This window comes from Bacillus cereus group sp. N6 (assembly GCF_016483705.1).
In the GTDB taxonomy this organism is placed as follows: domain Bacteria; phylum Bacillota; class Bacilli; order Bacillales; family Bacillaceae_G; genus Bacillus_A; species Bacillus_A wiedmannii.
In genome coordinates, this window is the sequence record NZ_JAEHBI010000054.1 from 1 (window position 1) to 24103 (window position 24103).

Below are 24103 nucleotides of genomic sequence, written 5' to 3' on the forward strand. Positions count from 1 at the left end.
ACACACATATCAAGGTTCCTGCTCCCTACAGTACATACGAAGTTTGAAATGTTGAATCAAGTCTTTTCACAGAAAAAGCAGCTGTTAAGCTACTTTACATTCGTTTTATCCCCAAGAGAAATGATATATATATTCTCCCGTTACACTTTGATTAATCCCATTAATTCTAGCAAACCGCATTAAGTCCGCTCCTTGAAGAAAATACATCGCAAGCATTACTGGCACTTGTGACCACATAAACTGATAAAGCTCCTCGGCTCTCAAGTTTGTCGAAACAATTAAATCATTTACAGGTCCTTGATTCCATACAGAAGTTCTAACTGAAATAAACGGAAGATCCTTTCCATTTACCACTATTCTTGCCATACTTTGAGTTATGTCCATATCAATGCCCTCCATCATTACAAAAATCGGACCTGTGTATTTACTCCTATGGTTATAAATATTCTTGACTTTCATAAATGACTAAGGCAAACCTCTATTTTTCGCTTCTATTCAAATAAATTTATTTATTACAGTAGAAAACAAATGAAATTTTAGTATTACTCTCCCTCAACTTCCGTATTATTTAAATATTCCATACCCTTGTTCGCTTTAAAAATCTGGTATGCAAAATTACATATCTTATTATCTCAATATCACTTTATTAACTACAATTTGATAGAAATTCATTTGAATCACCTGATAAATCAACATTTGTAATTTAATTCCTTATTTAAAATTCCACCTTATTATTCTTAAACACTATATTCAGATAATTATATTGGAATTTCTTGTTGTATACACATCTATCTTTTTCATGTATTATATACGAGAAGAGTAAGGTAAGAGTTACTCTTTGCCATTTTAGGAAAGGTCCTGTTGGAAACAACAGGACCTTTTTTCATATAATTGCATTTCCGTTTATTCCCATAATATTATTTATCAAAAACACTATGCCCACGTAACAAATATCTGTAAATCCATGAATATGCATGCGCTTTATGAAAAAAATAAAAAAGCACGTTATTCGTCATTTTAACGATAGCGCGCTTCACTCATCTTCTTTATTTGCTTTCTTTGATTTTTCATTCTCTTCTTTCTGGGCTTTCTCCACTGCTTTTAAAAACCCTTCCAATGCTTTTTTCGGATTATTATCATTTAGTGGGTGTAGATCCATTCCAGTTTCCTCCTCTTAGAAAGTATTCCATGAATACCAAGCTCAATAAGAAATACAAAAGCCACAGCACTCACACACCGTGGCTGAATATATAAAATAAATTGGGATTTTCGTCATTTTTGCGAATCAGCTTTACAATTACCATTGTGTATGAACATCGGTTTTTCTAGCATCTAGTTCACCTCCTTAAAAATGCAGGATTTCCCTTTCCAATATTGAATTAGTAACATTTGGAAAGGAGGTGTAACATGGCGGAAATTAAAGTGGGACTTACACAATTTTTAGACTTCACACTGAAAAGTAGTGCAGCTAAAACAAATTTTGTAAAGAATTTAAAATCTCAACCTGAATATCACCCGGTTTTTGATTACTGGAAACAATTACGAGAAACTGTTATTAAATTTCATAAAAACGAACTACCTTTTGATTGTTTTGAAACATTAGTACAAACTGTTGATCAGAAGAAAAAGCAAAACTACATTGATGTTATAAAGCAGTACAAAAAATTTATTAAAAACAAAGAAGTCTCTTGGTTTGATCCAGGTAAATCACATTGGTTATCAGATAATTTAATCGTCCGCTCATCACCTGAACTCGGTTTGCTCATTAATGATGAGCCGCATCTTATTAAACTATTTTTCAAAGGAAAAAAAGAGCGAATTGATAAATATAACATCAACTCAACACTGACATTATTAAATGAATCAACATTTTCAAATAAATATAACGATGTGAATTATACTGTCCTTAACATCCAAAAGAACAGAATGTATACGAATAACTCTATTAATAATGATCATTTAATAGCTCTTGAATCAGAAGCCCACCAGCTTTGTTATTTATGGAATAAGATATAAAGGGTATAGGTATCTCTTTCAATACCTTGTTCATGCGTAATTTGGGCACAATTTTCACAAATCCAATTCGTTTCTTTTAATTGAAGCTCACCTTCTTGTTTCTCACAAACAATGCAAGGTGGGCGTTTTTGTTTCTTCACCCATTTCAACATCCTAATTCCCCTGACTTCTTAACCGCTAAATAATTCCTAAGATGTTCTTATGATCCCTTTCGCGTTCCACATCATGTTTTTTCTTTCACTCTATACAGTGCAGCAATTTCCCCTCTTGTTAGTCACGCTTCTTTCACCCATATTACTTTTTGGGGTTGTGATTATTGCTGGAACTCATATAACGCCGCCCTAATCTCTTCTCTCACAACTTCACGAATACGTTCTTATAACGATTCCTCTAAATTCATACATGCATCCCCTACATCTTTTTTTGAATTTCCTGCTTGTTGTTTCATTCACTCATAAAATTTATGAGTAATGATTATCCACCGTTTACCTTCTCTAAGTACCAGAAAGAGATTGCTTGTTTTATCCGACATTACATTTCAGTCGCTTCATAAACATCTCATAAAAATATGTGAGGAAAAAAAGAACGTTATAGCAATGGCTATCATGAATACAATTTGAATTACCCTACTTATAATAGTAACCTTACAATTCAGAAGTTTGACACAACCCTAGAAAAAGCTTATAAAGAAAAGTGAGGTTCCAACCTAAAATATTAATAGTGAAAAAGGAGAAACAAAACATGAAAGAAATCAAATCTGAACAGGAATTCAAAGACATTATCGCAAGTGAGGAGCCAGTAGTTGTTAAGTTCTTTACTACATGGTGCCCAGATTGTGTGCGTATGGACAACTTTATCGGAGATGTAATGGAAGAGTTCAATAAGTTTGAATGGTATTCTATTAATAAAGATGAGTTCCCAAGTATCGCTGAAGAGTATCAAGTAATGGGTATTCCAAGTTTACTTGTATATCAAAATGGTGAGAAGCTAGGCCACTTACATAGTGCTAACGCAAAAACTGAAGAGCAAGTTACTGAGTTTTTAGAAGCATACTAAGATGAAGACCCTCTAAAATATATTTTCTAGAGGGTTTTTATTTTGCCCAATCACCTTTGAGCGGTGTAGTATACGGATTCATCATAATACATCTATCCTTTTCCCTATCCCCTCGATCCAAATCGCGTTCACACCCTAACTTTGCACTTTACAACATATTTTTCCTTCACGAAACTTTGTTATCCCCTTCTTAAAAACCTAAAAAACGTCAACAATGTTTGTATAGACCCACACGAGTTTCGTTTGGTACTCTATTTATAGAAAGAAATTCCTTGTAGAAAGGTGAGTGATTAAAATGGATACTCTTTCTCATAAAGAAGCTGATAAAGGTGCTATTGTCAGCATTATGGCCTACATATTTTTATCCTCTATGAAAATTATCATCAGTTATATTACCCTCTCTAGCGCATTACGTGCTGACGGTTTAAATAACTTAACGGATATCGGTGCTTCTTTAGCGATATTAATTGGTCTAAAAATCTCTCGTAAACCTCGTGACCCAGATCATCCTTATGGGCATTCACGCGCAGAACAAATTGCATCACTTGTTGCTTCTTTTATTATGGCAACGGTCGGATTAGAAGTTATCATTAGTGCAATTCAATCTTTTTTAAATCCGAAACAAGTAGCGCCTAATGTACTTGCTGCATGGGTAGCCTTATTTTCTGCTGTCGTTATGTACTTTGTATATTTATATACGAAAAAGATTGCAGCGCGCACAAAAAGTAAATCATTAGAAGCCGCTGCAAAGGATAATTTATCAGATGCTCTCGTAAGTATCGGTACAGTAGTAGGTATTGTCGGTTCGCAGTTCCAAATGCCTATTTTAGATCCTATTGCCGCTTTAATTGTCGGCCTTATTATTTGTAAAACTGCATGGGAGATTTTCGTAGAAGCTTCTCATATGTTAACGGATGGAATCGATCCAAATAAGATGGAAGAGTACGCTGGTGCTATTGAACATATTGGCGGCGTGGAAAACATCGTAGATATTCGCGCTCGTATGTACGGGAATCAAACGTACGTTGATATTACAATCGAAGTAGATGCTCGTATGGATGTTGGTGAAAGTCATTGTATTACTGATAACATCGAGGCTATGCTCCGGAAAAAGTTTGGCATTTACCATGCACACATTCATGTTGAACCAATGGAAAAAGAACCTATTATGACATAGGTTCTTTTTTAATGAACGCTTTATGAAATATAACACATAAAACGAGCCAGCTACCGCCAGCTGCCCATCCTGCTAATATGTCAGATGGATAGTGAACGCCAAGATATATTCGGCTAACTGAAATAGATAATACAACAAAGCTCGCTATAAAAATAATCAACAATTTTTTATGCAATGTAATACGTTCTTCAGTAATTGTGACGTATGCAATAAATCCTAAAAAAGCAGTAGCATTCATCGTATGACCGCTCGGAAAACTATATCCAGTTGCAGTAACAAGCTGCGTTACATCAGGTCTTGCTCGTTCGTACCATAGTTTAAGCATACTGTTTAAATAACGAGATCCATAATAATTAATTGTTAGAAGTAATGCACTAAGCAACTTTTTTCTAACGAGAAAATACATTACAAGAATGATGAGTAACGGAAAATATATTCTTTTGGAACCGATAAAAGACACCCAAGTAAAGTAAGCTGTCAAGTAATCGTTTCGAAAGCTTTGAATAAAATGCGCGACTATATTGTCAAATTTCTCAATACAAGCGGTATGATACGAAAGTGATAATACGACAAAACAAATGAGTAGCGTAAAACTTAACAAGTATAAATGTCGATATCGTTTCACATACATAACCTCACTATACAAAAAAATGGAGCGGTTGTTTTAGTTTTCCTCTCCATTTCTTTTTTATGCATAGTTTATTTAAAAATATAATTGTTAATTTTTTCTTGCATTGTTGGAATATCTTCATTCGTTACTGTAAAGCGAATCACTTTCTCGTCAAGATCAAGCGCTTCTGCAAATAAACCTGCTAATCCGTGAGATTTTCTGTCTACTTCCATAATAATCTCTAGGCGATCGTAAGCGCTTGGTAAGATTAATAATTCTAGTTCATCTAATTTCCCATAATACTCTCCGGAAACAGGAACAAACTCAAATTCTTGTGCAAACGGAACTTGCTTACGTAATCGATACGGTAATTCTTCACATTCTATATGACGCGCTTTAAAACCTAATTGATTTACACTCTCTAACACACTATTTAATAGTGCATTGGGCAACACTTGAATGTAATCACGATCACTTGGATCTATACTGCGTTTAATATCAAGACCTGTATGCACCCAAACTGTTTTCATTCCAAGTGTAAGCGGGGTTTCAACTGGCATTATAAATGAAAATGGAATTTCTATTTTTTCATTCGGCTCAACAGAAAAAGGTTCTGTTAAACGAACTCGCTCTAAATCATATGTTGCTGTTACTTTTTTATCATCCACTTCTCGTACATACGATGTCGATAATGTTAAGTAAATGCTTTCAATTTGTTGGCTAACTGAACCACCAGTTATATGAACCTTCCCTAGTATCTCTTCTCCAACAATATACTCATCTTTTTCAAGAACTGTATCTACTTTTGCATTACCAATACCAACACTTGCTAAAAACTTTTGAAACACGGAACCTCCATCCTTTCTAAAGCAAAAGCTATATCTTTTTTTAAATCTTGTACATTCTCATAGTACGGCGTTTTTATTTGTAACATTCGCATAAGCATTTCACGGTTATAATTTTCCAAAGTTAATTCGTCATACCATGGTTTTTCATGTTTTTCATTAGATTCATAGCCTGCATATAATAAAAATAACGAGAAATGACCAAGCGCATAAAAATCGCTATGAAAGTGAACTTCTCGCATCAAAGCTTGTTCACCTTCATAAGCTGTAGCTCGTTCATCACCCTCACCCTTCAATTTAGCTAATCCAAAATCAATAATACTAATTTGGTTTTCTTTCATTAATATGTTTGGAATGCGTAAATCTCGGTGAATTATACCTTTATTATGAAACACCGATACAATTTCTAATATTTCATATAAAATTTTTAAAACTTCACGTTCTGTATATACATGCCCATCTAAGAAAATATAATCTTCGAAATTTTTACCAGGCATATATTCCATCACGAAAAAGCTTTTTTTCTCCCATACGAAATGATCATATAAACTAGGAATTGCATGATGATTTAATGTTTGTAAAATCATTTTCTCTTGTTCAAATGATTTTCTACCTGACTCATACCTTTGTTTACTCTGTCTTAATTGTTTTAAGACTTTATTTCTATTTATTTGTAAATCATTAACGACATATGTAACCCCATAACTGCCCATTCCAATTACTGATTCAATTTTATAACGTTCTGCAACGATTGTATTTTTTCGCAGTGGTCTATCAAATAAAGCTAGTATACGACGCCATTTCATCAGCTACTTGAAAAGAAGCTACGACTTTTACGTTTTCTTTTATAATGCTGATGCCCATAACCAGATGAACGTCGTTTATAATCGCTACTTGAATAAGAGCGACCTCTATGGCGATAATCACTACTAGAATACGAACGATTTTTTTTCCTACCTAATAAAGAATCAATAATTTTTTTGAACATCCCTTCACCTCTTGAGTAAAATTTTCTTTTAATTATACCAATAATTTCCGACTATATTTGTGACAAGTTTGTAAAGAGTAAAAAACGACGAGTTAAGCCCGCCGTTACTTTCACTCATCATCTTCATCAAAAACTTCATCAATCATACATTTCTCTAATAAATACTCAAATGTAATATCTGCGAGATCTTCAATTTCTTCTCGTTTTGGGACGTACCCTCTTTCAATTAGTTGCTCATAAAAAAACTCCGCAATCTCTTCCGTATCAATTACGACCTCAATTTCCTTCATGAGCATCACTCCTTTATTTCTGTTTTATGAAAAAATCTCAAAATTATGTATATGAGATTAGAAAAATAGTTTTTCTTTTTTTATAGGTCATATCCTTTGGACGAGATGCATACGATGGTAGTACAAGCTATCAAAAAGGGGGATTTAATTATGGAATACCAATATGAGGTAGAACAAGAAGTAGGGCAAACAAAAGAAGAGTTCATGCATGAAGATCAATGGGCAGACTCTCTTATTAAATGGCTTTTTATTTTTTTAATAATTGTAGGCATACCTTATACTGCATATGTTGTTGTTCAATTCATTCTCTCTTTCTAGTTAACTATTTTTTCTCTGTCAATTTAACTAAATAATTATGAACAACATCCATAACAATTTTGTATTCTTCATCTTTAAATGTATCGAATAACAATTGATAATCGTTATAAATATCAAGTAATCCATCAATGATCTCTTGACGATTTGTCTTAACACTCACTTTTTTTGAGTTGTTAATTGACTTTAATTTTCCTAAATCTAATTTATTCATACCAGCTTTATCTTGTTTCATTTTCTTCAAAATTGCATTTGCCGTTTGAGCATTAGCAAGTAACGTTAAATCTGACTCATCCGCTTCTAACCATTCACCATCCGTAATTCGTGACAATTCGTATATAGTATCTTCCCATGCGTCATTTTTATATCTCCATACTTCTGTACGAAAACCAACAATTCGAAACACATCTTTATCGTATCCTGTTACTTGCACGAGATCACCAAATGTGAAATTATAATTTAATTCAATCCACTCAGTTTCACCTTTTTTCATATCTTGCTCTGAAACGTGCTGCAACGTTTGCTCTACGTAAAACCCATCGTGATTATTGACTTCGTAAACGTAAACTCCATCTAAAACCTTCATATTTGTGATTTTACCAACGGTTCCATATAGCGTAATCACGACTATGTCCCCTACGTTATATTTAGGTTGCTTTTTTCTCGCCATCTATATCTCTCCTTTTTTTGACGTCGTGATTTTGATAACAGTATATGCAACCTACATAAAAACGCTTATCACAGAAGCGTATATTCATAAATTTTTTCAATAAAAAATATCACCGTATAAAAAAATTATTTACAACGTAAAAAAAAGCTAGCAAATAGACTAGCTTCACGTCAAAAAATTCATATAGTTCTTATCTCTCTTGTATGTATAAATCCCAAGCTTCATCAAATATAGACATACTTTCTAGCAATCCACTTAACTCTAAGTATGAACTAATTTCATCATAATCTTCAGATTGCTTTGGAAAGCTTAAATCATCATACATTGCTTCTGCTAAATTCGATACTTCATTACTAAATAAAGCTGCACGATGCTTCATCATATAGTGGTAAAATGTCTTTTTCAAAAATATTCCCTGCCTTTCTAACTTGGATACATTATACAAGGCAAAAAAGAAAAAAACCAGCATAAAAGCTGGTTAAAAGTCGAAATAATTTCTTTTTAATAGACGTGGTCTTCCCATTAATTCTTCATATGTTAGTTGTTTTGGTAAATCTTTCGTATAAATTAGAAACAATTGATCTTCTATTTCTTTCACTGTTTGATCTGCTTGATAGTCCATACCACATGAGGAACAAGAAATGCATGGTGTCTCTTGGATTTCAATGGCTTTCGTACCATCTGGTAATTCCCAATATACAGTATTCAAGCTTTCTTTCGCTTCTGTACTGTCACACCACATACAATTCATACTGCATCACCCTCATTTTTTTTGTCGTTTTCTTCTAATTTAGCCATTTGCGATTGATACTTTTTATCTTTAAGTTGATCACGCTTATCACGTTTATCTTTTAGTGATGCATGAGTGTCATTATCTTCATAGTCTTTACGACGGCTCATACGCTGTAAGTCGTCTGGAACAAGGTTAAATTTCTTATCACTCATAAGACCTGCGATACCAACATCTGAACGTTTTTCTTCGTAGTTTGGATAGATTTCTTTAAAGTACCCTTCTGCTCTTCCTGGGATATAGCTCTCTGGCTCTGGATACGTTGTAATAACACCTTCAAAGTTACGAAGCACAACTTTATCTGCACTTTGCGAAATTAAATAGTTTGGTTGAAGCGCAATTTTCCCGCCGCCTCCTGGTGCATCTACAACGAATGTTGGAACCGCATAACCAGATGTATGACCGCGTAAACCTTCAATAATTTCAAGACCTTTAGATACTGGTGCACGGAAATGACCAATACCTTCAGATAGATCACATTGATAAATGTAGTATGGACGTACACGGATTTTTACTAAGTCATGCATAAGTTTTTTCATAATTGGAACGCTGTCGTTAATACCAGCTAAAATTACTGCTTGGTTTCCGACTGGAACACCAGCATTCGCTAGCATTTCACATGCTTTTTTCGATTCCTCTGTAATTTCAATAGAAGTATTGAAATGTGTATTTAACCATACTGGATGGTATTTTTTAATAATGTTACATAAGTTTTCTGTAATACGCTGCGGGAATACTACCGGCGCTCTCGTTCCGATACGAATAATCTCGACATGCGGAATCTCTCGTAAATTTTTTAATACATATTCTAAAATTTTATCGTTAATAAGAAGACCGTCTCCACCAGAAATTAATACATCTCGTACTTGTGGTGTATCACGAATGTAACCAATTGCATCATCTAATTGTTTCTTCGGCACACCCATTCCAATTTGTCCACTAAAACGACGGCGTGTACAGTAACGACAATACATAGAACATTGATTCGTTACTAAGAACAATACGCGGTCTGGGTAACGATGTGTTAGACCTGGAACTGGTGAATCTTCATCTTCATGAAGCGGATCTTCTAAATCATATTTTGTTTTATATAACTCTTCCGAGATCGGTACAGATTGCATCCGAATCGGACAGCGTGGGTCATCAGGATTCATTAGCCAAGCATAGTACGGTGTAATATTTAACGGGATCGTTTTTGTTGAAATTTTAACGCCTTCTTCTTCTTCAGGTATTAAATTAATCACTTTCTTTAAGTCATCCAAAGTTTTGATCGTATTCGTTAATTGCCAAACCCAGTCATTCCATTGCTCTTCAGTAACATCCTTCCACAACTCGATATCCTTCCAGTGACGATTTGGTTTGTATACATCATGTAACATTGCTATTCCCCCTTTTTATACGCTCATCCTTTATATAAGCAATAGTTATGCCAACTTTACATTATTGATAAGTAAATGTACGGTGAACGCTATTACATAAACGAAAAAATATTTGTAAGCACTGTATAAAATCCATACATACTATCATATTCATTACTTTTTATATATGTAAACGCTCTTTTATTGGTGCAAACACACAAAAACCGCCAATTATTCGGCGGTTTTGTCGTACTTACTCAATTTATATTGAAGCGTTTGGCGAGGGATACCTAACATTTTTGCAGCTTGTAATATATTCCCTTCCGTTTCAATTAACGCTTGATCTATTAATTCCTTTTCTGTTTGATGAAGTGCTTCTCTAAGTGGCAATATGCTCTTCTTCTTTGGCAAATTCTCTTTCCGAAATGTACGCGGTAAACAATTGGCTGTTAGTGTATCCCCTTCTGCAATAATGACAGCATGTTCAATCGTATGTTTTAGCTCACGAACATTGCCAGGCCATTGATAAGCTTGTAGTCTTTCTTTCGCTTCCTTATCCATTTGAAGTACACCTTTTTTATAACTTTTATTATATTCGTTCAAAAAATAAGACGCTAATAATAAGACATCCTCAGTTCTTTCACGTAGCGGCGGAATATACAATGAAAAGACATTTAATCGATAATATAAATCAGTACGAATTTTATTCTCTCTTAAACATATTTCTGGTGGCTGATTCATTGCAGTAATAACGCGAACATCTACTTTTCTCGTCTTATTATCACCAATTCGACGAATAACACCATCTTCTAATACACGTAGCATTTTCGCTTGTAAATCGAGAGGCATTGAATTCAGTTCGTCTAAAAACAATGTCCCACCATCTACAAGTTCAAATAATCCCGCTCGTTCAATTGCCCCAGTATAGCTACCTTTCGTCGTTCCGAACAATAAACTTTCTAATAGCGACTCTGGCAAAGCTGCGCAGTTTTGTGCAATAAATGGCTTGTTCTTCCGTTTAGAAGCTTCATGAATCGCTTGTACAAATAACTCTTTCCCTGTTCCTGTTTCCCCATATATTAAAACATTTGCATCAGTTGGCGCTACTTTTTGTGCTAATTCTTTCGTCTGTTTAAATCGAGCATCATCCGTCACAATCGTCTCAAATGCAACATGCTTTTTAATTACTTTTTTTCTAGATGACCGCTTTATTTTTGACTGCAAATCTACAATTGTATCCGTAAGTTTTTGAACTGTGGAATAATCCTTTGCAATTTCAACAGCCCCAGCAATATTTCCATCTATAAAAATAGGTAACGTCGTATTTACTGTACAAATGTCTTCCCCATTTAAATTTTGATAATGCTGAACTTGATGAACGATTGGTTTTTTTGTATCTAACACTTTCATTAACGTACTCGTTTCCCTAGATAAAGAAGGAAACGCTTCTAACAAATGTTTTCCTAACACTTTTTCAATTTTTGACCCATCGTGTTTTGCAGCTACAGTATTATAGAAAATTGTAATACCATTTTCATCTACTGCGTGTATAGCCTCATCAATACTGCCCAAAATCGCTTCAATGACTTCTTGTGTCGAAACTGCTAGCAATGTCATCCCCCCTTTTGCCGAAAATCCAGCAATCACATGCCGAATTTCCGGCATACCTATATGCGATTATAAGCATGACGATTCCGTTCTATTTTTTATACCGTACTATTTAGACAAATCTTTCACCCATATATTCATATCTTCCAGCTTATCGAAAATGTAGCAGTTGTTCGCCAGTCTTCCTGTATACGTATAACCTAACTGATGAAAGGCCGCATTCATTCCGAAAGAAAGCGATCGAGCAATTGTATAGGAGCAGAAAATCGATTTTTCTTGCAGTTCTTCTTCTAACTTAATTAGTAAACTTTTCATAAACCCATGCTTACGATATTCGGGTAAAGTAGCACAATTCGTTAATTCTGCATTTCCTTCTTTTATATTCATTTCTGCAGATGCTGTACTAATTATTTCCCCCGCGAATTCGTACACATAGTATATTGTATCGTCTTCCTTCATCGTTTGTTTTACATAACTCGCTTCGTTTAAAGGAGTCGGATAAACTTCAAATACTTTTCCAAAGACAGCCGCTAATTCTTCCGCATCCTCTTCTGTCGCTTTTCTTAATAAAAATTTCTCTGGTACTATTTTTTCCTTTACTTCTTTTGCTTTAACACCGCTTAAAATGGTATCTTCCTCAGCCCAATGAATACTATTTCGTCTTTCATCATTAATAAATTTCACGAAGAAGTATGCATCGTGACCTTGAAAATAATGCGGTATTGTTGCTTCCAATAAAAAACCGAAAGAGAGCCATGTAGAAACATGCTCTCCCTTTCCTTTAATAATACATTTAGTGAAAGAATGCTTCTCTGCTAATTCGTCAATTGTTTGGATAATCCTCTGAATATTTCCTGTGTAGTGGTCTACTCGAATACGTTTATTAAAATAGTCTAAAACGCCTTCTACTGTATAGCCATTCGTCTGTTCTCTAAAAGATTCATAGTATTTCATTTTTTCACCTCACACCAATCTAGTAATGTACATGCAATAATTTTTGCGGCGGCTATCATTTTATCAACTTCTATATATTCGTTTGGATAATGTGCTACTTTCGTCTCTCCTGGACCAAATACTATCGTTGGTACACCTGAGATTTGTGTAAATAAACCTCCATCAGTCCCCCACGGAGATGCTTCAATAATCGGTTCATTCCCTTCGATTTCAACAAAATTATGCTCTAGTGTTGTAATTAACTCATGATTTTCTTCTAGTTCACCAGGAACCCATCTCGCTCCAAACCATTCTACTTCTACAGGATTTTCAACAAACCAATTGTCCACATTATTTAATTCAGCGATCCAATTCTCGAACTCTTCTTTTGCTGCCTCTATAGTCTCATTCGGCGCAATACCATATCTTCCTTCTAAATTTAATGAATCAGGAACAGAACTTGGCCAACTCCCACCTTCAATTTTCCCAATATTAATTGGAATTGGAATGGGGATTCCTTTAAATAACGGGTCTGTAATTCGGTCATTTCTCTTCACTTCCAATTTTCTCAAATGATCTACAACAAACATACTTTTTTCAATTGCACTTACTCCTTCATAACGCGTTCCACCGTGTGCTGCTTTGCCTTTCACATGTAGACGAAACCACATGGACCCTTGTTGTTTCGGGAAAAACTTCATATTTGTTGGTTCTGGAATAATGACACCATCTGCTTTATATCCTCGTAATATAGTCGCTAATGTTCCTGCCCCGCCACTTTCTTCTTCAATTACACTTTGGAAATAAATATCTCCTTTTAATTCAATACCAGATTCAATAATAGCTTCCATCGCAAGCATCAGTGCGACATTGCCGCCTTTCATATCCGTTGTTCCACGACCATATATACGATTCCCTATTTGCTCACCACTATAAGGGTGATGGTCCCACTGATTCACATCTCCTTCTGGTACGACATCAATATGTCCATTTAATATCATAGATTTCCCGTCGCCACTTCCTTTTAAAGTTGCCACTATGTTCGGGCTATCTGAAAAACTTGTACGCGGTGATACAAAATAAGGATGATCTTTCATTTTAGAAAATGAAGGTTCCCAAATATCAAGATCTACACCTAGCTCACGTAATTTTTCAATCACAATTGCCTGCGCACCACTTTCATCACCAGATACGCTTTTTTCTTGAATTAATCGTTTTAAAAATTTTACGCTTTCCTCTTCATGACTCTCGATATAATCACAAATTTTCTTTTTTAATTGCTCCATATATTACATCTCCCCTCATTCGATTACTAGTAAGTTAGAGCCAATTTTGAAATCAGCTTCTGTATGTTGTTTTATATCTTCCACTGTGTATGGACTCATTAATTCTTGTAAAACGAGTCCACCCTGCGTCACTTCCATAACTGCCATATCCGTAATAATTAAATCTACACATTTCTTTGAAGTTAATGGTAATGTACACTCCGAAACAATCTTTGCATTTCCGTATTTATCGACATGATTCATCACAACAACGACCCGCTTCGCTTTTTGTGCCAAATCCATCGCTCCCCCAATACCTGGAACGCGTTTTCCTGGTACAATCCAGTTTGCTAAATCACCATTCTCACTTACTTGTAATGAACCAAGAATCGTTATGTCTAATAAACCTTTTCGAATCATCCCAAACGCTGTGCAACTATCAAAATAACTCGCTCCTGTAATTAGAGAAGTCGGTAAACCTGCTGCGTTACATAAATTTTCGTCTTCATTCCCTTTTCTTGGCGTAGGTCCCATACCTACAATTCCATTTTCCGCATGAAACATAACGTTTATATCGTCAGGAAGATGATTCGGTACAAGCGATGGTATACCAATACCTAAATTTACAATCATACCATTTTGTATTTCTTTCGCCGCACGCCTAGCAATCTTATCTCTCACTTCTACGCCCATACCCATTTCCAATTCACTCCTTCCGACGGTACGATATAATTTACAAATACTCCTGGGACAACAATTTCTTCTGGATCTAAACTTCCAAGTGGAACGATTTCTTCTGCTTCTACAATCGTTATATCCCCTGCCATAGCTACGTGAGGATTCATATTACGAGCACTTTTATCAAACACAAGATTACCAAACGGATCCGCTTTTTTCGCATATACAATCGCAACCTCAGCAGTTAATGCTGTTTCAACTAAATATGTCTTGCCATTCATTTCAACTGTACGTTTTCCCTCTTCTACAATCGTATCAACACCTACATCAACTAATACACCTCCAAGTCCTACACCACCAGCACGAATACGCTCTGCTAATGTTCCTTGAGGAGAAAACTCGATTTGTAACCTTCCTTCGTTTAGCTGTCTTCCTGCATTTGGATTTGAACCAATATGTGAAGTAATTAATGATTTTACTCTTTCATTCGTAACAAGACGACCGATTCCTACATCAGGAAATCCCGTGTCATTTCCTATTAAATTTAAATTTGTAACTCCTTTTTCTAAAATCGCCTGTATTAAAGATGGAGGGGATCCAATCCCCCCAAATCCTCCAAACATTAATGTCATATCATCGTGGAACAAAGAAATTACTTCCTCTATCTCTTTTAATTTATCGAATGTATTCGTAATAGTTGTCATGCGATACTATGCCCTCCTTTTTGCATCATTTCTTCTACACTTTTTGCAAAAATTGAAAGTAATTCATCTAACTCGGAATATGTAGTTGTCATCGGCGGTGCTACAAGCAGTGCACTATCTTCTTTTCCTGCTTGCCCTGAAACAGCTTGGTATAAAAGAAGACCATTTTTAGCTGCAACCGAAATAAGTTCCGACGCTTTTGTAAACGGTTGCAACTCTACACCAATCAGCAACCCTTTTCCGCGCACATCAGCAATGATTGTCGATTGTTGCTGAACTTTCTGTAGTCCTTTTATTAAATACTCTCCCTTTTCTGCTGTTTTTTCAGGTAGATTATGTTTCTCCATATATTCAATAACAGCTAGAGCTGTTGCTGCAGATAATGGATTTGCACTTAACGTATGCCCACTCATTACAGAACGCGATCCACGTAAAATTGGCTCCATAACACGGTCACTTACAATCGTCGCTGCCATCGGTGTATATCCAGCTCCTAAACCTTTACCAAGAGTCATAATATCCGGTTCTACACCCCAATGCTCCATCGCAAACCATGCGCCAGTACGACCAAGCCCTGTCATTACTTCATCAGCAATAAATAAAATATCGTAATGACTACAAATATCTTTAATGACTTTATAATATTCTTTCGGCGGAACGACTGCGCCTCCAGCTGCTCCTATAATCGGTTCAGCGATAAAAGCTGCGATATGTTCTGCACCAATTCTTTCAATTGATCTTTCTAGTTCAGTCGCACAAGCAAGCTGACAAGTTGGATATACCTTTTGCACCGGACATCTAAAACAATATGGAGCTGGAATAGTTGGATAATCTTCTAAAATTGACACGAAACGTTGTCTGCGCAGTGGATGCCCAGACATTGATAAGGCTCCCATCGTAATACCGTGATAACTCATCCATCGTGACAAAATTTTATGCTTCCCTTGAATACCTCGCTCTTGAAAATGCTGGATTGCAATTTTCATAGCTGTTTCATTTGCTTCCGTACCACTATTTACAAAAAAGCTCCAGTTCAAATCTCCTACACTTAAATCGCTTAATTTCTTCGCTAATTTTTCAGCTGGTTCACTCGTAAACTGTGATCTATAAACGAAAGCAATCTCCTCTGCTTGCTTTTTTATAACATCTGCAATCTCCTTTACGCCATGCCCAATACCTGCCGTAATTGCCCCTGACGAGCCATCAAAATATTTATTTCCGTTTTGATCATACAAATACACACCTTTTCCATGTGAAATCATTGGATACGGCTGACCAACAAGTGGTTTAATTAAGTAATCGCGCATAGCGCTCCCCCATTTCTCCAATTTGTATATATATATGAAGAAAATTGACGTTTCTTTCATAAAAAAGAACCCTCTGCGAAAGCAGTGATTTTATCAAAAAACTATTATAAAATATACAAATGAGTGCTAAATATTAATTTCGAAAACAGAAAATTCAGAACTTAAAACGAAGACCAACCCTTATCTATACGCTCCAATAACCCTCCTTTATATAAAATAAACGCTTCACTACATATTTTCTTAACATAATATCAGCTTCCCTCAATTGCCGACATTGTGTAAACTTCGACGAAACTCCCTTTAAACTCCTTCCTATTCTCCTACTTTATATTGCATATTTTCAAACAAATATCGACAATTAATCCTACTAAATGCATAGCAATTATTTTTATAGAAACCTATATTTTACATACATTCTCCTCCGTTTTATACAATAAAAAAAGAACCGATTAACCACATTAATCAGTTCGGCACGACGCTCTTTTATCGGTTAATACTGCCACTTGCTAACGTAAATAGAAAAAATAATGTTACAAATTCAAAATTCATCCTACATCGTAAAGCACAAAATCGTCCATAACTCCATTCACAATTCCTTTTTGGATATCCCCATCCCAATATTTTATTCCTTTCCTTATGTTTAAACTACCTTTCCTTTATAATTTATGTAGGACAATTATCACTTTGTATGTGTATTTGCCCATTATTAAAAAAATCCCTAGTTTTCTAAGGATTTTTGGACATGTTTTCGATATGTTACTTCATACGCTCTTAAGGTTTTTTATTTCGAAATATACGTTGTAATCGGTACATCATCATCCAACATAGATGATATATTGCTGTATACTCTAGAAAATTATAAGGCTCTTTCGCCTAAAAAACACTTATCCATAAGCAATACTCTTTATTAATTTTCAACTTTTCTCCTTCAAAAAACAATTTTTTCGCATAACCTCTTTCTTGTTAAGCATATAGTTTTAATGATGACAAAGGAGGAATATTCATGTCTCAATCTGAAATCGAAAAATATGGACAAGAAGCTGCACGTTACGAACAGCTCGCTCGTTACTATCAATTTAAAAATCCGAAAAAATATGTAGAACTATATATGAAATATTACGATGCGCTTACGAAACTTGTACAGGCGTATGAAAAAAGAGATTCACAAGAAGCTGCTTTACCGTCACACATACGTTTTTTTCACTCTGCTTCCAATACACCTGCGGTTGACATTTTAGTAAACGGGCAAAAGGTTATTAAAAATATTTCATTTAAACAATTTAGTCCCTATTTAACATTAGTGCAAGGTAAATACCGTATAGATATTGTCCCTGTTGGAAATGAAACTCCCATCTTTTCAGCTTTAGTACCAATAATGGGGAATCACACTTATACTTTTGCCGCAATAAATAGTGACAATCATCTACAATTACAACCTATGCTTGATAATACACATTTACCAGCTGGTCAAGCAAAAATACGCTTTGCACATTTTTCTCCAGATACCCCTGTTGTAAATGTAGATTTAAAAGGTGGAGATCATTTATTTGAAAATGTACTCTTTAAACAAATAACAGATTTTTTGGAAGTTAGTCCTGGTACAGCAGATATTGAAGTTTCACTCGCCGATAATCCCAGCGTCTTACTAACTATACCGAATTTCAAAGTCGAACCGAACATCATATATACAATTTCACTTTTAGGTTATTCAACTAAAGATCCTAAATTAGAAGCCGTTATACTTACGAATTAAAACAGTCTACACCATTCATTTGGTGTAGACTGTTTATTTTTGAAATACAATTTGAAATTCTGTCCATTCGTTATCTGAACGGCACATGATGGACCCATTATGTTTTTCTACAATTTGTTTACATACAAATAATCCAATACCAGTTCCTAACTTTTTAGTAGTTACAAATGGTTCGAAAATCATTTCTACACTTTCAGCTGGAATCATTGGCCCATTATTTTTTATCACAATTCGAATCGATTGATCTTCTTCAAATACATCAATGATAATTTTCCGTTCTTCTTTCATTGATTCTAGAGCGTCAATTGAGTTCATTAATATATTTAAAAATACTTGTCTCACTTCACTCCGATAGCCAACAAGTGGAATTGGATACGGTAAATTCTTTTCAATCGAAACATTTGCATTGACCAAACTCGGATATAAGAACTGTATAATATCTTGAAACAAATCATTAAGCCAAAATTGTTCTGATTTATTCCACATTTCTTTTTTCGATACGAGTAAAAATTGCGAAATACGAAAATTTAATTGGTCTAATTCATGCGAAATAATATCTAAATAAGATAAACTTGGATGATCTGCCTTTAATAATTTAACAAATCCCATAATTGAAGTGAGTGGGTTACGGAATTCATGTACAAAACTTGCTGACATTTGCCCTAAAATCGTCAGCCTTTCTTTATGTGTTTCGTTAATATATTGCTGTTTTTCCTCTAAATTTTTTGATATAATTTCCGAGTATTTTAAAACAGTATAATAAATTAATTTATCAAAACAAGTATGTATTTGGGCCATAATCGGTTTCAATTCACGTGCGCTAACATCTAATTCACACATCGCTTCGAAAAGTTCATTTCTTCCCACATTTGCATTATAAACAAAGTCTCCAATGTTCGCATCTGCCCCTGCACGTTCAATAGCAATTTTCTCGCATAATGGCTGAAGATAATCTATATCTTTTTCTTCCATAGTAAGTTCGATAATTAACTCTAATAAATCCTCTCCATTTTGAACTGCTTCTAGTTTAAATGGATCTTTATCGGAAATTATCATTTTGTTTTTCCAGTTCTCAACGAATTGGTGCCTGTTGTTTTTCAAGTGCGAACAAAATACTTCTTTAATATCCTTATCGATTGGAAAAACCCCCATTCCCTCCATTTCCATGCGACGAACACCCTTTATATTTTGAATATTAACACAAAAAATGTGATTCGTTAATAGATTATTGTCACATTTTGTTAATATGTGTTGATAAAATTTTTAATGTCCTTATTAATTGTTTAGATTGATACATTCCATTTTCCTTCCTTTCATTCAAAATTTTTTACATTCGATGCGACTTTTTTTTGCATCCTGCTTCATTCTTTCGTACAATAGAAAATGAAAGGTGTGAAAAATATGGTAAATAAAAATGTGGAAGATTATCTCCAAGAAGGCATTTACGGCCAAAAGCAGAACAAACCAGAAGAACGTAATATGTATTTAACTACGTTACGTGAGCGTGTAGAAATCGCTTTAACTATCGGTCAAGTAATGCAAAGTAATGTATATTCTGAAGTAGCTAGTAGCATGCGCTCTTCTCAATCATTACAAATATTCCTAAATGGTGGCATTGCTTACCCACATTTATCAAAATACATTAAATTAGCAAATGAAAAAAATGTTCCTTTTACAATTGTTCAAAATAAAGGTATAGAAACACCAATCGGTTTAGTATTATCTCATAGCACTGCTGTTGACAAAGAACAAATTTATGTAGAAGATGCTATTTTCAAGCAAGAAATGAAGTAAAAGGTACACTTGGTTAAATTAAATCGTTCCGAGAAACGTAAAACAAACAATAAAAAACGAGTATGGAATCGTAAACATTTCCAGCTCGTTTTTTATTAGGATATTTAAGCTCGCTCTACTTTACTTTTTAATACACACTAATTTCATTTCTGTCATTTCTTCTATTGCATATTTAATTCCTTCACGCCCCGTACCACTTTCCTTAACACCACCGTAAGGCATATGATCTACCCTAAACGTTGGAATATCATTAATCATGACACCACCAACCTCTAGCTCATCAATTGCACGCATTGCTTTAAACAAATTATTTGTAAACACACCTGCTTGTAGACCGTAACGTGAATGATTTACTTGCTCAATTGCCTCATCAAATTCTTTAAATGTATTTACTGTCATGAGTGGACCAAATACTTCTTGGCACTGAACAGATACATACTCTGGAACATTTGTTAATACAGTTGGTTCAAAAATCCTTGCATCACGTTTCTTACCACCGTATAAAACAGTAGCACCTTCCTTAATAGCTTCCTGCACCCACATTTCTATTCGCTCTACATCTTTTTTCGAAATTAAAGCCGATACGTCCGTTTCTTCCAGCAATGGATCACCAACTATAATTGTTTCCATCGCTATCTTTAGCTTTGAAAGAAATTCATCCATTCTCTTTTCATGTACAAAAACACGTTGTACCGAAATACAAACTTGTCCATTGTTTACATATGCTCCCCATTTTACACGTTCAATTACTTCATCTGTTAATTCTACATCTTCATCAATAATAACAGCAGCATTTGATCCCAGTTCCAACGTAACTCGCTTTAACCCAGCCTTTGCCTTAATTCCAATTCCAACTTTCGGACTTCCCGTAAAAGTAATGGAAGCAACATCATCATTTGTAACTATCGCCTCACCTACAGTTGAACCGGGACCAGAAATAATATTTAAAGCTCCTTTTGGCAATCCTGCCTCTTCAAATAATTCAACTAATGCGTAAGACGATAATGGCGTTTGATCAGCTGGTTTTAACACAACTGTATTTCCGGCAGCAATTGCAGGGCCGACTTTATGTGCCACTAAATTTAATGGGAAATTAAATGGTGTAATAGCTCCTATAACCCCTATCGGTTTTCGTATTGTGTATGCAATACGCCCATCTGCACCAGGTGCTGCATCAAGTGGCAGTGTCTCGCCGTATATACGCTTCGCTTCTTCCGCTGCAAATTTGTATGTCTGAACGGTACGATCTACTTCTCCCCTCGCAGCACGAATTGGTTTTGCAGCCTCTTTTGCAATAATCTCTGCAAATTCTTCTCTTCTTTCATCCATTTTTTGTGCAACCTTCTCTAAAATAGTCGCACGATCATATGCAGATAATGTATTCATTTTTTTCATTGCATTTTTTGCAGCAGTAACAGCCTCTTGTACATCTTCTTCCGTTCCTTGTGCAATTTCCGCTAACGTTTCTTCAGAATATGGTGCGTATAATGGTTTATAAGTGTTTACAGACTTCCAATCTCCATTTATATATAAATGCTTTTTCATAAATCTTCTCCTTCCAAATATATGTATACAACAATATTTCACCTAGTGAAAGGTCTGGCTTATGCCATTGTATCATAGCCCTTATTCTGCCAAAAATATTATGCTCAAAAAAACCCTGCCATATAGCAGAGTCTACGAACTAATTTGTTCTTGAAATGGAATTTGTTTTTCATCTTCTAAAATAACAATTGATTCTACAGTTTTTGTAACTTCTAATCTCTTTATATAGTGTCCATCTAATTCTTTTACACAAAACTTATAATTTTCAATTTCAATGAAATCCTCTTCAGCAATTTCTATATTCTTCGTTAAAATCCAACCACCGATTGTATCAACACCATTATCATCAATTGTTAAACCTAATAACGTATTCACTTCACTAACAAGTACTTTTCCCTCTAGTATTGTTTTCGTTTCACTAACTTGTTGAATTTCTGGCTGTTCATCCGTATCAAACTCATCTTGAATATCTCCCACTATTTCTTCTAAAATATCTTCAACTGTAACAAGTCCAGACGTACCACCATATTCATCTATCAATATAGCAATATGCGTTCTTTCTTTTTGCATTTTTAAAAATAAGTCGTGTATTGGGATAGAGTCGATAACTAAAATGATTGGCCTAATATATTGCTCTACTTTCTTATTACTTACTGCATTATGCTGCACAAAATCTGTGAAAATATCTTTAAAGTTTACAAAGCCTATTACGTGATCTTTGTCCCCATCTACAACTGGATATCTCGTATATTTTTCCCGAGACATTTTTTGCAAAGCTTCTTCAGCAGGCATTTCTTTACTTATAATATGCATCTCAGTTCGGGGGACCATTATTTCTTTCGCTATACGATCATCAAATTCAAAAATTTTATTTACATATTTATATTCAGATTGATTAATCTCTCCATTTTTGTAACTTTCTGAAACTAATAACCGTAATTCTTCTTCTGAATGAACCTCATCGTGCCCTTTCGGTGGTTTCAGCCCTAACAACTTCGTAATAATTCGAGCTGACCCATTTAGGATCCAAATAAATGGAAACGCCATACGATAAAAGAAAATTAACGGTTTAGCAACAAACAAACTCACTTGTTCAGCTTTTTGAATCGCGAATGTTTTTGGGGCCAATTCCCCTATTACAACATGTAAAAATGTAATAAACAAAAACACTAAAATTACAGCAAAAATGTCTGCTAGTTGAGTAGAAATGTTCAAATTTACAAAAAGCGTGTCAAACATTTGCTTTAACGCCGGTTTACCAAACCACCCAATCCCCAGAGCTGTAACTGTTATTCCTAGCTGACAAGCAGATAAATATTCGTCTAAGTTTGTAATGACTGTTTTGACAGATGTTGCGCGATTATTTCCTTCTGCAATTAAATAGTCAATTCGTGAACTTCGCACTTTAACAATTGCAAATTCTGCTGCGACGAAAAATGCCGTTAAGGCAATTAAAACAATCACTATACTTATACTATATATGTCCAAATACTTCTCCTTACTTACATTGTAAGCAAGGAAGCCACCTCCTACTTAATTTTATTCAAGTGAAGTAAGCATTCTAATACTCTAAAAAAATTCTACATTAGCAACCACCTTTTTATATATTATATGCATACATAAAAAAGATATTTATCATTATGATAATCTAATTCATTTCCCTTAGTCAAATAGTTCTAAATCTTAAGATAAAACATTTTATATAAACGATATATTCTTCACAGGTTCATTTCGTGAAAAAACACTTTCTTTGCCGATTCCACACTTCTTTTGTCACACTAGAAGGGAACTTCCTTCATAGATCGAAATCATTCAACAGGATATATATAGGAGGGATTATTTTGGAATATAAAACACCATTTATCGCAAAAAAATTAGGTGTTAGCCCAAAGGCTGTTGTCCGGATTGCACAACAATTAAATCTTACGATAGAAAAAAATAAATATGGTCACTTTATTTTCACACAAGAAGATTTAGATCAAATGTTAGAATTCCATCTTTCACAAATAGAGCAGTCTCAAAACTCTCACCCTACTCAAAAAACATCATCAAATGATGTTGAAGAATTAAAAACTCAAGTAAATACAATCGTTCAAAACAAATCATCACATGAATTTGAGCAATTAGCAGCTCAATTAAACACTATTACGAGAAGGCTAGATCGAATGGAAGAACAAATGCAAGATAAGGCAAATGATGTTGTTACGTACCAACTTTTACAACATCGCCGTGAAATGGAGGAAATGTTAGAGCGAATTCAAAAGCTAGAAGCTTCCCTCAAGAAAGAAGAACCAATATATATTACTCCCGATTCAAAACCAACATATGAACGAGAAAAGAAGCCGAAGCGCCGCAAAATGATTTTTAGTATTTTTGGATTATAATTTTTAGACCCTTATTA

General features: G+C 34.7%; 28 protein-coding genes. 7 read left to right on the forward strand and 21 right to left on the reverse strand.

Going from position 1 to position 24103, the window contains the following annotated elements; genetic code table 11:
* Positions 1-105: 105 nt before the first annotated feature.
* Both JDS99_RS25865 and JDS99_RS32435 read right to left on the reverse strand, forming a co-directional pair.
* Complete coding sequence (locus tag JDS99_RS25865) at positions 106-459, reverse strand: hypothetical protein (protein WP_088063282.1); 354 nt, start codon at positions 457-459, stop codon at positions 106-108.
* Positions 460-1033: 574 nt separating this feature from the next.
* Complete coding sequence (locus tag JDS99_RS32435; protein ID WP_255288454.1) at positions 1034-1159, reverse strand: hypothetical protein; 126 nt, start codon at positions 1157-1159, stop codon at positions 1034-1036.
* Positions 1160-1407: 248 nt separating this feature from the next.
* Between JDS99_RS32435 and JDS99_RS25870 the strand changes: the two genes are divergently transcribed.
* Positions 1408-2016: a hypothetical protein gene (locus JDS99_RS25870; RefSeq protein ID WP_088063281.1), complete on the forward strand. Its 609-nt coding sequence runs from the start codon at positions 1408-1410 to the stop codon at positions 2014-2016.
* Here the strand turns inward: JDS99_RS25870 and JDS99_RS25875 are convergent.
* A complete protein-coding gene (locus tag JDS99_RS25875; RefSeq protein ID WP_170968428.1) occupies positions 1995-2168 on the reverse strand; it encodes a hypothetical protein in 174 nt (57 codons plus the stop codon). The genes JDS99_RS25870 and JDS99_RS25875 overlap by 22 nt on opposite strands.
* Before the next feature lie 589 nt (positions 2169-2757).
* On the opposite strand from JDS99_RS25875, the gene JDS99_RS25880 reads away from it, so the two are divergent.
* Together JDS99_RS25880 and JDS99_RS25885 are read left to right on the forward strand one after the other, a co-directional pair.
* Positions 2758-3072 carry a thioredoxin family protein gene (locus JDS99_RS25880; RefSeq protein WP_000658777.1) on the forward strand — a complete coding sequence of 105 codons (315 nt, stop codon included), beginning with the start codon at positions 2758-2760 and terminating at the stop codon, positions 3070-3072.
* Positions 3073-3367: 295 nt separating this feature from the next.
* On the forward strand, positions 3368-4249 hold the full coding sequence (locus tag JDS99_RS25885) for a cation diffusion facilitator family transporter (protein ID WP_141542823.1): 882 nt from the start codon (positions 3368-3370) through the stop codon (positions 4247-4249).
* Here JDS99_RS25885 and JDS99_RS25890 read toward each other — a convergent pair.
* The 5 genes from JDS99_RS25890 to JDS99_RS25910 form a co-directional block, all read right to left on the reverse strand.
* Positions 4239-4874, reverse strand: a complete 636-nt coding sequence (locus JDS99_RS25890; protein ID WP_000833364.1) for a phosphatase PAP2 family protein — start codon at positions 4872-4874, stop codon at positions 4239-4241. The genes JDS99_RS25885 and JDS99_RS25890 overlap by 11 nt on opposite strands.
* Before the next feature lie 74 nt (positions 4875-4948).
* Positions 4949-5707, reverse strand: a complete 759-nt coding sequence (locus JDS99_RS25895) for a sporulation protein (protein ID WP_199695965.1) — start codon at positions 5705-5707, stop codon at positions 4949-4951.
* Positions 5689-6510: a serine/threonine protein kinase gene (locus JDS99_RS25900; protein ID WP_199695966.1), complete on the reverse strand. Its 822-nt coding sequence runs from the start codon at positions 6508-6510 to the stop codon at positions 5689-5691. The genes JDS99_RS25895 and JDS99_RS25900 overlap by 19 nt, the downstream gene beginning before the upstream one ends.
* On the reverse strand, positions 6510-6692 hold the full coding sequence (locus JDS99_RS25905) for a hypothetical protein (RefSeq protein WP_000473373.1): 183 nt from the start codon (positions 6690-6692) through the stop codon (positions 6510-6512). The genes JDS99_RS25900 and JDS99_RS25905 overlap by 1 nt, the downstream gene beginning before the upstream one ends.
* A 110-nt stretch (positions 6693-6802) precedes the next feature.
* Positions 6803-6982, reverse strand: coding sequence for a YozD family protein (locus JDS99_RS25910; protein ID WP_087982478.1), 180 nt, complete (start codon positions 6980-6982; stop codon positions 6803-6805).
* A 150-nt stretch (positions 6983-7132) separates the two neighbouring features.
* Here JDS99_RS25910 and JDS99_RS25915 point away from each other — a divergent pair, with 150 nt between their 5' ends.
* The gene (locus JDS99_RS25915) at positions 7133-7300 is read left to right on the forward strand and encodes a DUF3930 family protein (RefSeq protein ID WP_000456535.1); all 168 of its coding nucleotides are present in this window, start codon (positions 7133-7135) and stop codon (positions 7298-7300) included.
* Positions 7301-7304: 4 nt separating this feature from the next.
* Here JDS99_RS25915 and JDS99_RS25920 read toward each other — a convergent pair whose 3' ends face one another.
* The 10 genes from JDS99_RS25920 to JDS99_RS25965 form a co-directional block, all read right to left on the reverse strand.
* A complete protein-coding gene (locus JDS99_RS25920; protein WP_000101496.1) occupies positions 7305-7967 on the reverse strand; it encodes a hypothetical protein in 663 nt (220 codons plus the stop codon).
* 190 nt (positions 7968-8157) lie between these two features.
* A complete protein-coding gene (locus JDS99_RS25925) occupies positions 8158-8373 on the reverse strand; it encodes a YozE family protein (protein WP_000750728.1) in 216 nt (71 codons plus the stop codon).
* Between the two features lie 72 nt (positions 8374-8445).
* Positions 8446-8718 carry a YokU family protein gene (locus JDS99_RS25930; protein WP_000995761.1) on the reverse strand — a complete coding sequence of 91 codons (273 nt, stop codon included), beginning with the start codon at positions 8716-8718 and terminating at the stop codon, positions 8446-8448.
* Positions 8715-10136: a lysine 2,3-aminomutase gene (gene kamA, locus JDS99_RS25935; protein ID WP_000902134.1), complete on the reverse strand. Its 1422-nt coding sequence runs from the start codon at positions 10134-10136 to the stop codon at positions 8715-8717. Before kamA ends, JDS99_RS25930 begins: the two co-directional genes overlap by 4 nt.
* A gap of 210 nt (positions 10137-10346) precedes the next feature.
* Complete coding sequence (gene rocR / locus JDS99_RS25940) at positions 10347-11732, reverse strand: arginine utilization transcriptional regulator RocR (protein ID WP_087982480.1); 1386 nt, start codon at positions 11730-11732, stop codon at positions 10347-10349.
* 99 nt (positions 11733-11831) lie between these two features.
* The gene (gene ablB / locus JDS99_RS25945) at positions 11832-12677 is read right to left on the reverse strand and encodes a putative beta-lysine N-acetyltransferase (protein WP_088063275.1); all 846 of its coding nucleotides are present in this window, start codon (positions 12675-12677) and stop codon (positions 11832-11834) included.
* The gene (locus JDS99_RS25950; RefSeq protein ID WP_199695967.1) at positions 12674-13942 is read right to left on the reverse strand and encodes a peptidase; all 1269 of its coding nucleotides are present in this window, start codon (positions 13940-13942) and stop codon (positions 12674-12676) included. The genes ablB and JDS99_RS25950 overlap by 4 nt, the downstream gene beginning before the upstream one ends.
* Before the next feature lie 15 nt (positions 13943-13957).
* A complete protein-coding gene (locus JDS99_RS25955) occupies positions 13958-14620 on the reverse strand; it encodes a CoA transferase subunit B (protein ID WP_000525267.1) in 663 nt (220 codons plus the stop codon).
* On the reverse strand, positions 14605-15303 hold the full coding sequence (gene atoD / locus JDS99_RS25960) for an acetate CoA-transferase subunit alpha (RefSeq protein WP_000208097.1): 699 nt from the start codon (positions 15301-15303) through the stop codon (positions 14605-14607). Before atoD ends, JDS99_RS25955 begins: the two co-directional genes overlap by 16 nt.
* Entirely contained in the window at positions 15300-16610 is a 1311-nt protein-coding gene (locus JDS99_RS25965) for an aspartate aminotransferase family protein (protein ID WP_001205889.1), read from the reverse strand. The genes atoD and JDS99_RS25965 overlap by 4 nt, the downstream gene beginning before the upstream one ends.
* 1003 nt (positions 16611-17613) lie before the next feature.
* Here JDS99_RS25965 and JDS99_RS25970 point away from each other — a divergent pair.
* The gene (locus JDS99_RS25970; protein ID WP_000083266.1) at positions 17614-18363 is read left to right on the forward strand and encodes a DUF4397 domain-containing protein; all 750 of its coding nucleotides are present in this window, start codon (positions 17614-17616) and stop codon (positions 18361-18363) included.
* Positions 18364-18396: 33 nt separating this feature from the next.
* On the opposite strand, the gene JDS99_RS25975 is transcribed toward JDS99_RS25970, so the two are convergent.
* A complete protein-coding gene (locus JDS99_RS25975; protein ID WP_000425101.1) occupies positions 18397-19530 on the reverse strand; it encodes a BA2291 family sporulation histidine kinase in 1134 nt (377 codons plus the stop codon).
* 234 nt (positions 19531-19764) lie between these two features.
* On the opposite strand from JDS99_RS25975, the gene JDS99_RS25980 reads away from it, so the two are divergent.
* Positions 19765-20157 (forward strand): YueI family protein, encoded by a 393-nt coding sequence (locus JDS99_RS25980; protein ID WP_000247570.1) that lies wholly within the window; start codon positions 19765-19767, stop codon positions 20155-20157.
* 120 nt (positions 20158-20277) lie between these two features.
* On the opposite strand, the gene JDS99_RS25985 is transcribed toward JDS99_RS25980, so the two are convergent.
* Both JDS99_RS25985 and JDS99_RS25990 read right to left on the reverse strand, forming a co-directional pair.
* Positions 20278-21702 carry an aldehyde dehydrogenase family protein gene (locus JDS99_RS25985; RefSeq protein ID WP_199695968.1) on the reverse strand — a complete coding sequence of 475 codons (1425 nt, stop codon included), beginning with the start codon at positions 21700-21702 and terminating at the stop codon, positions 20278-20280.
* 132 nt (positions 21703-21834) lie between these two features.
* Positions 21835-23190, reverse strand: coding sequence for a hemolysin family protein (locus tag JDS99_RS25990; protein WP_002108356.1), 1356 nt, complete (start codon positions 23188-23190; stop codon positions 21835-21837).
* A 353-nt stretch (positions 23191-23543) separates the two neighbouring features.
* Between JDS99_RS25990 and racA the strand changes: the two genes are divergently transcribed.
* A complete protein-coding gene (gene racA / locus JDS99_RS25995) occupies positions 23544-24086 on the forward strand; it encodes a chromosome-anchoring protein RacA (RefSeq protein ID WP_088063272.1) in 543 nt (180 codons plus the stop codon).
* The last annotated feature ends 17 nt before the right edge of the window (positions 24087-24103 follow it).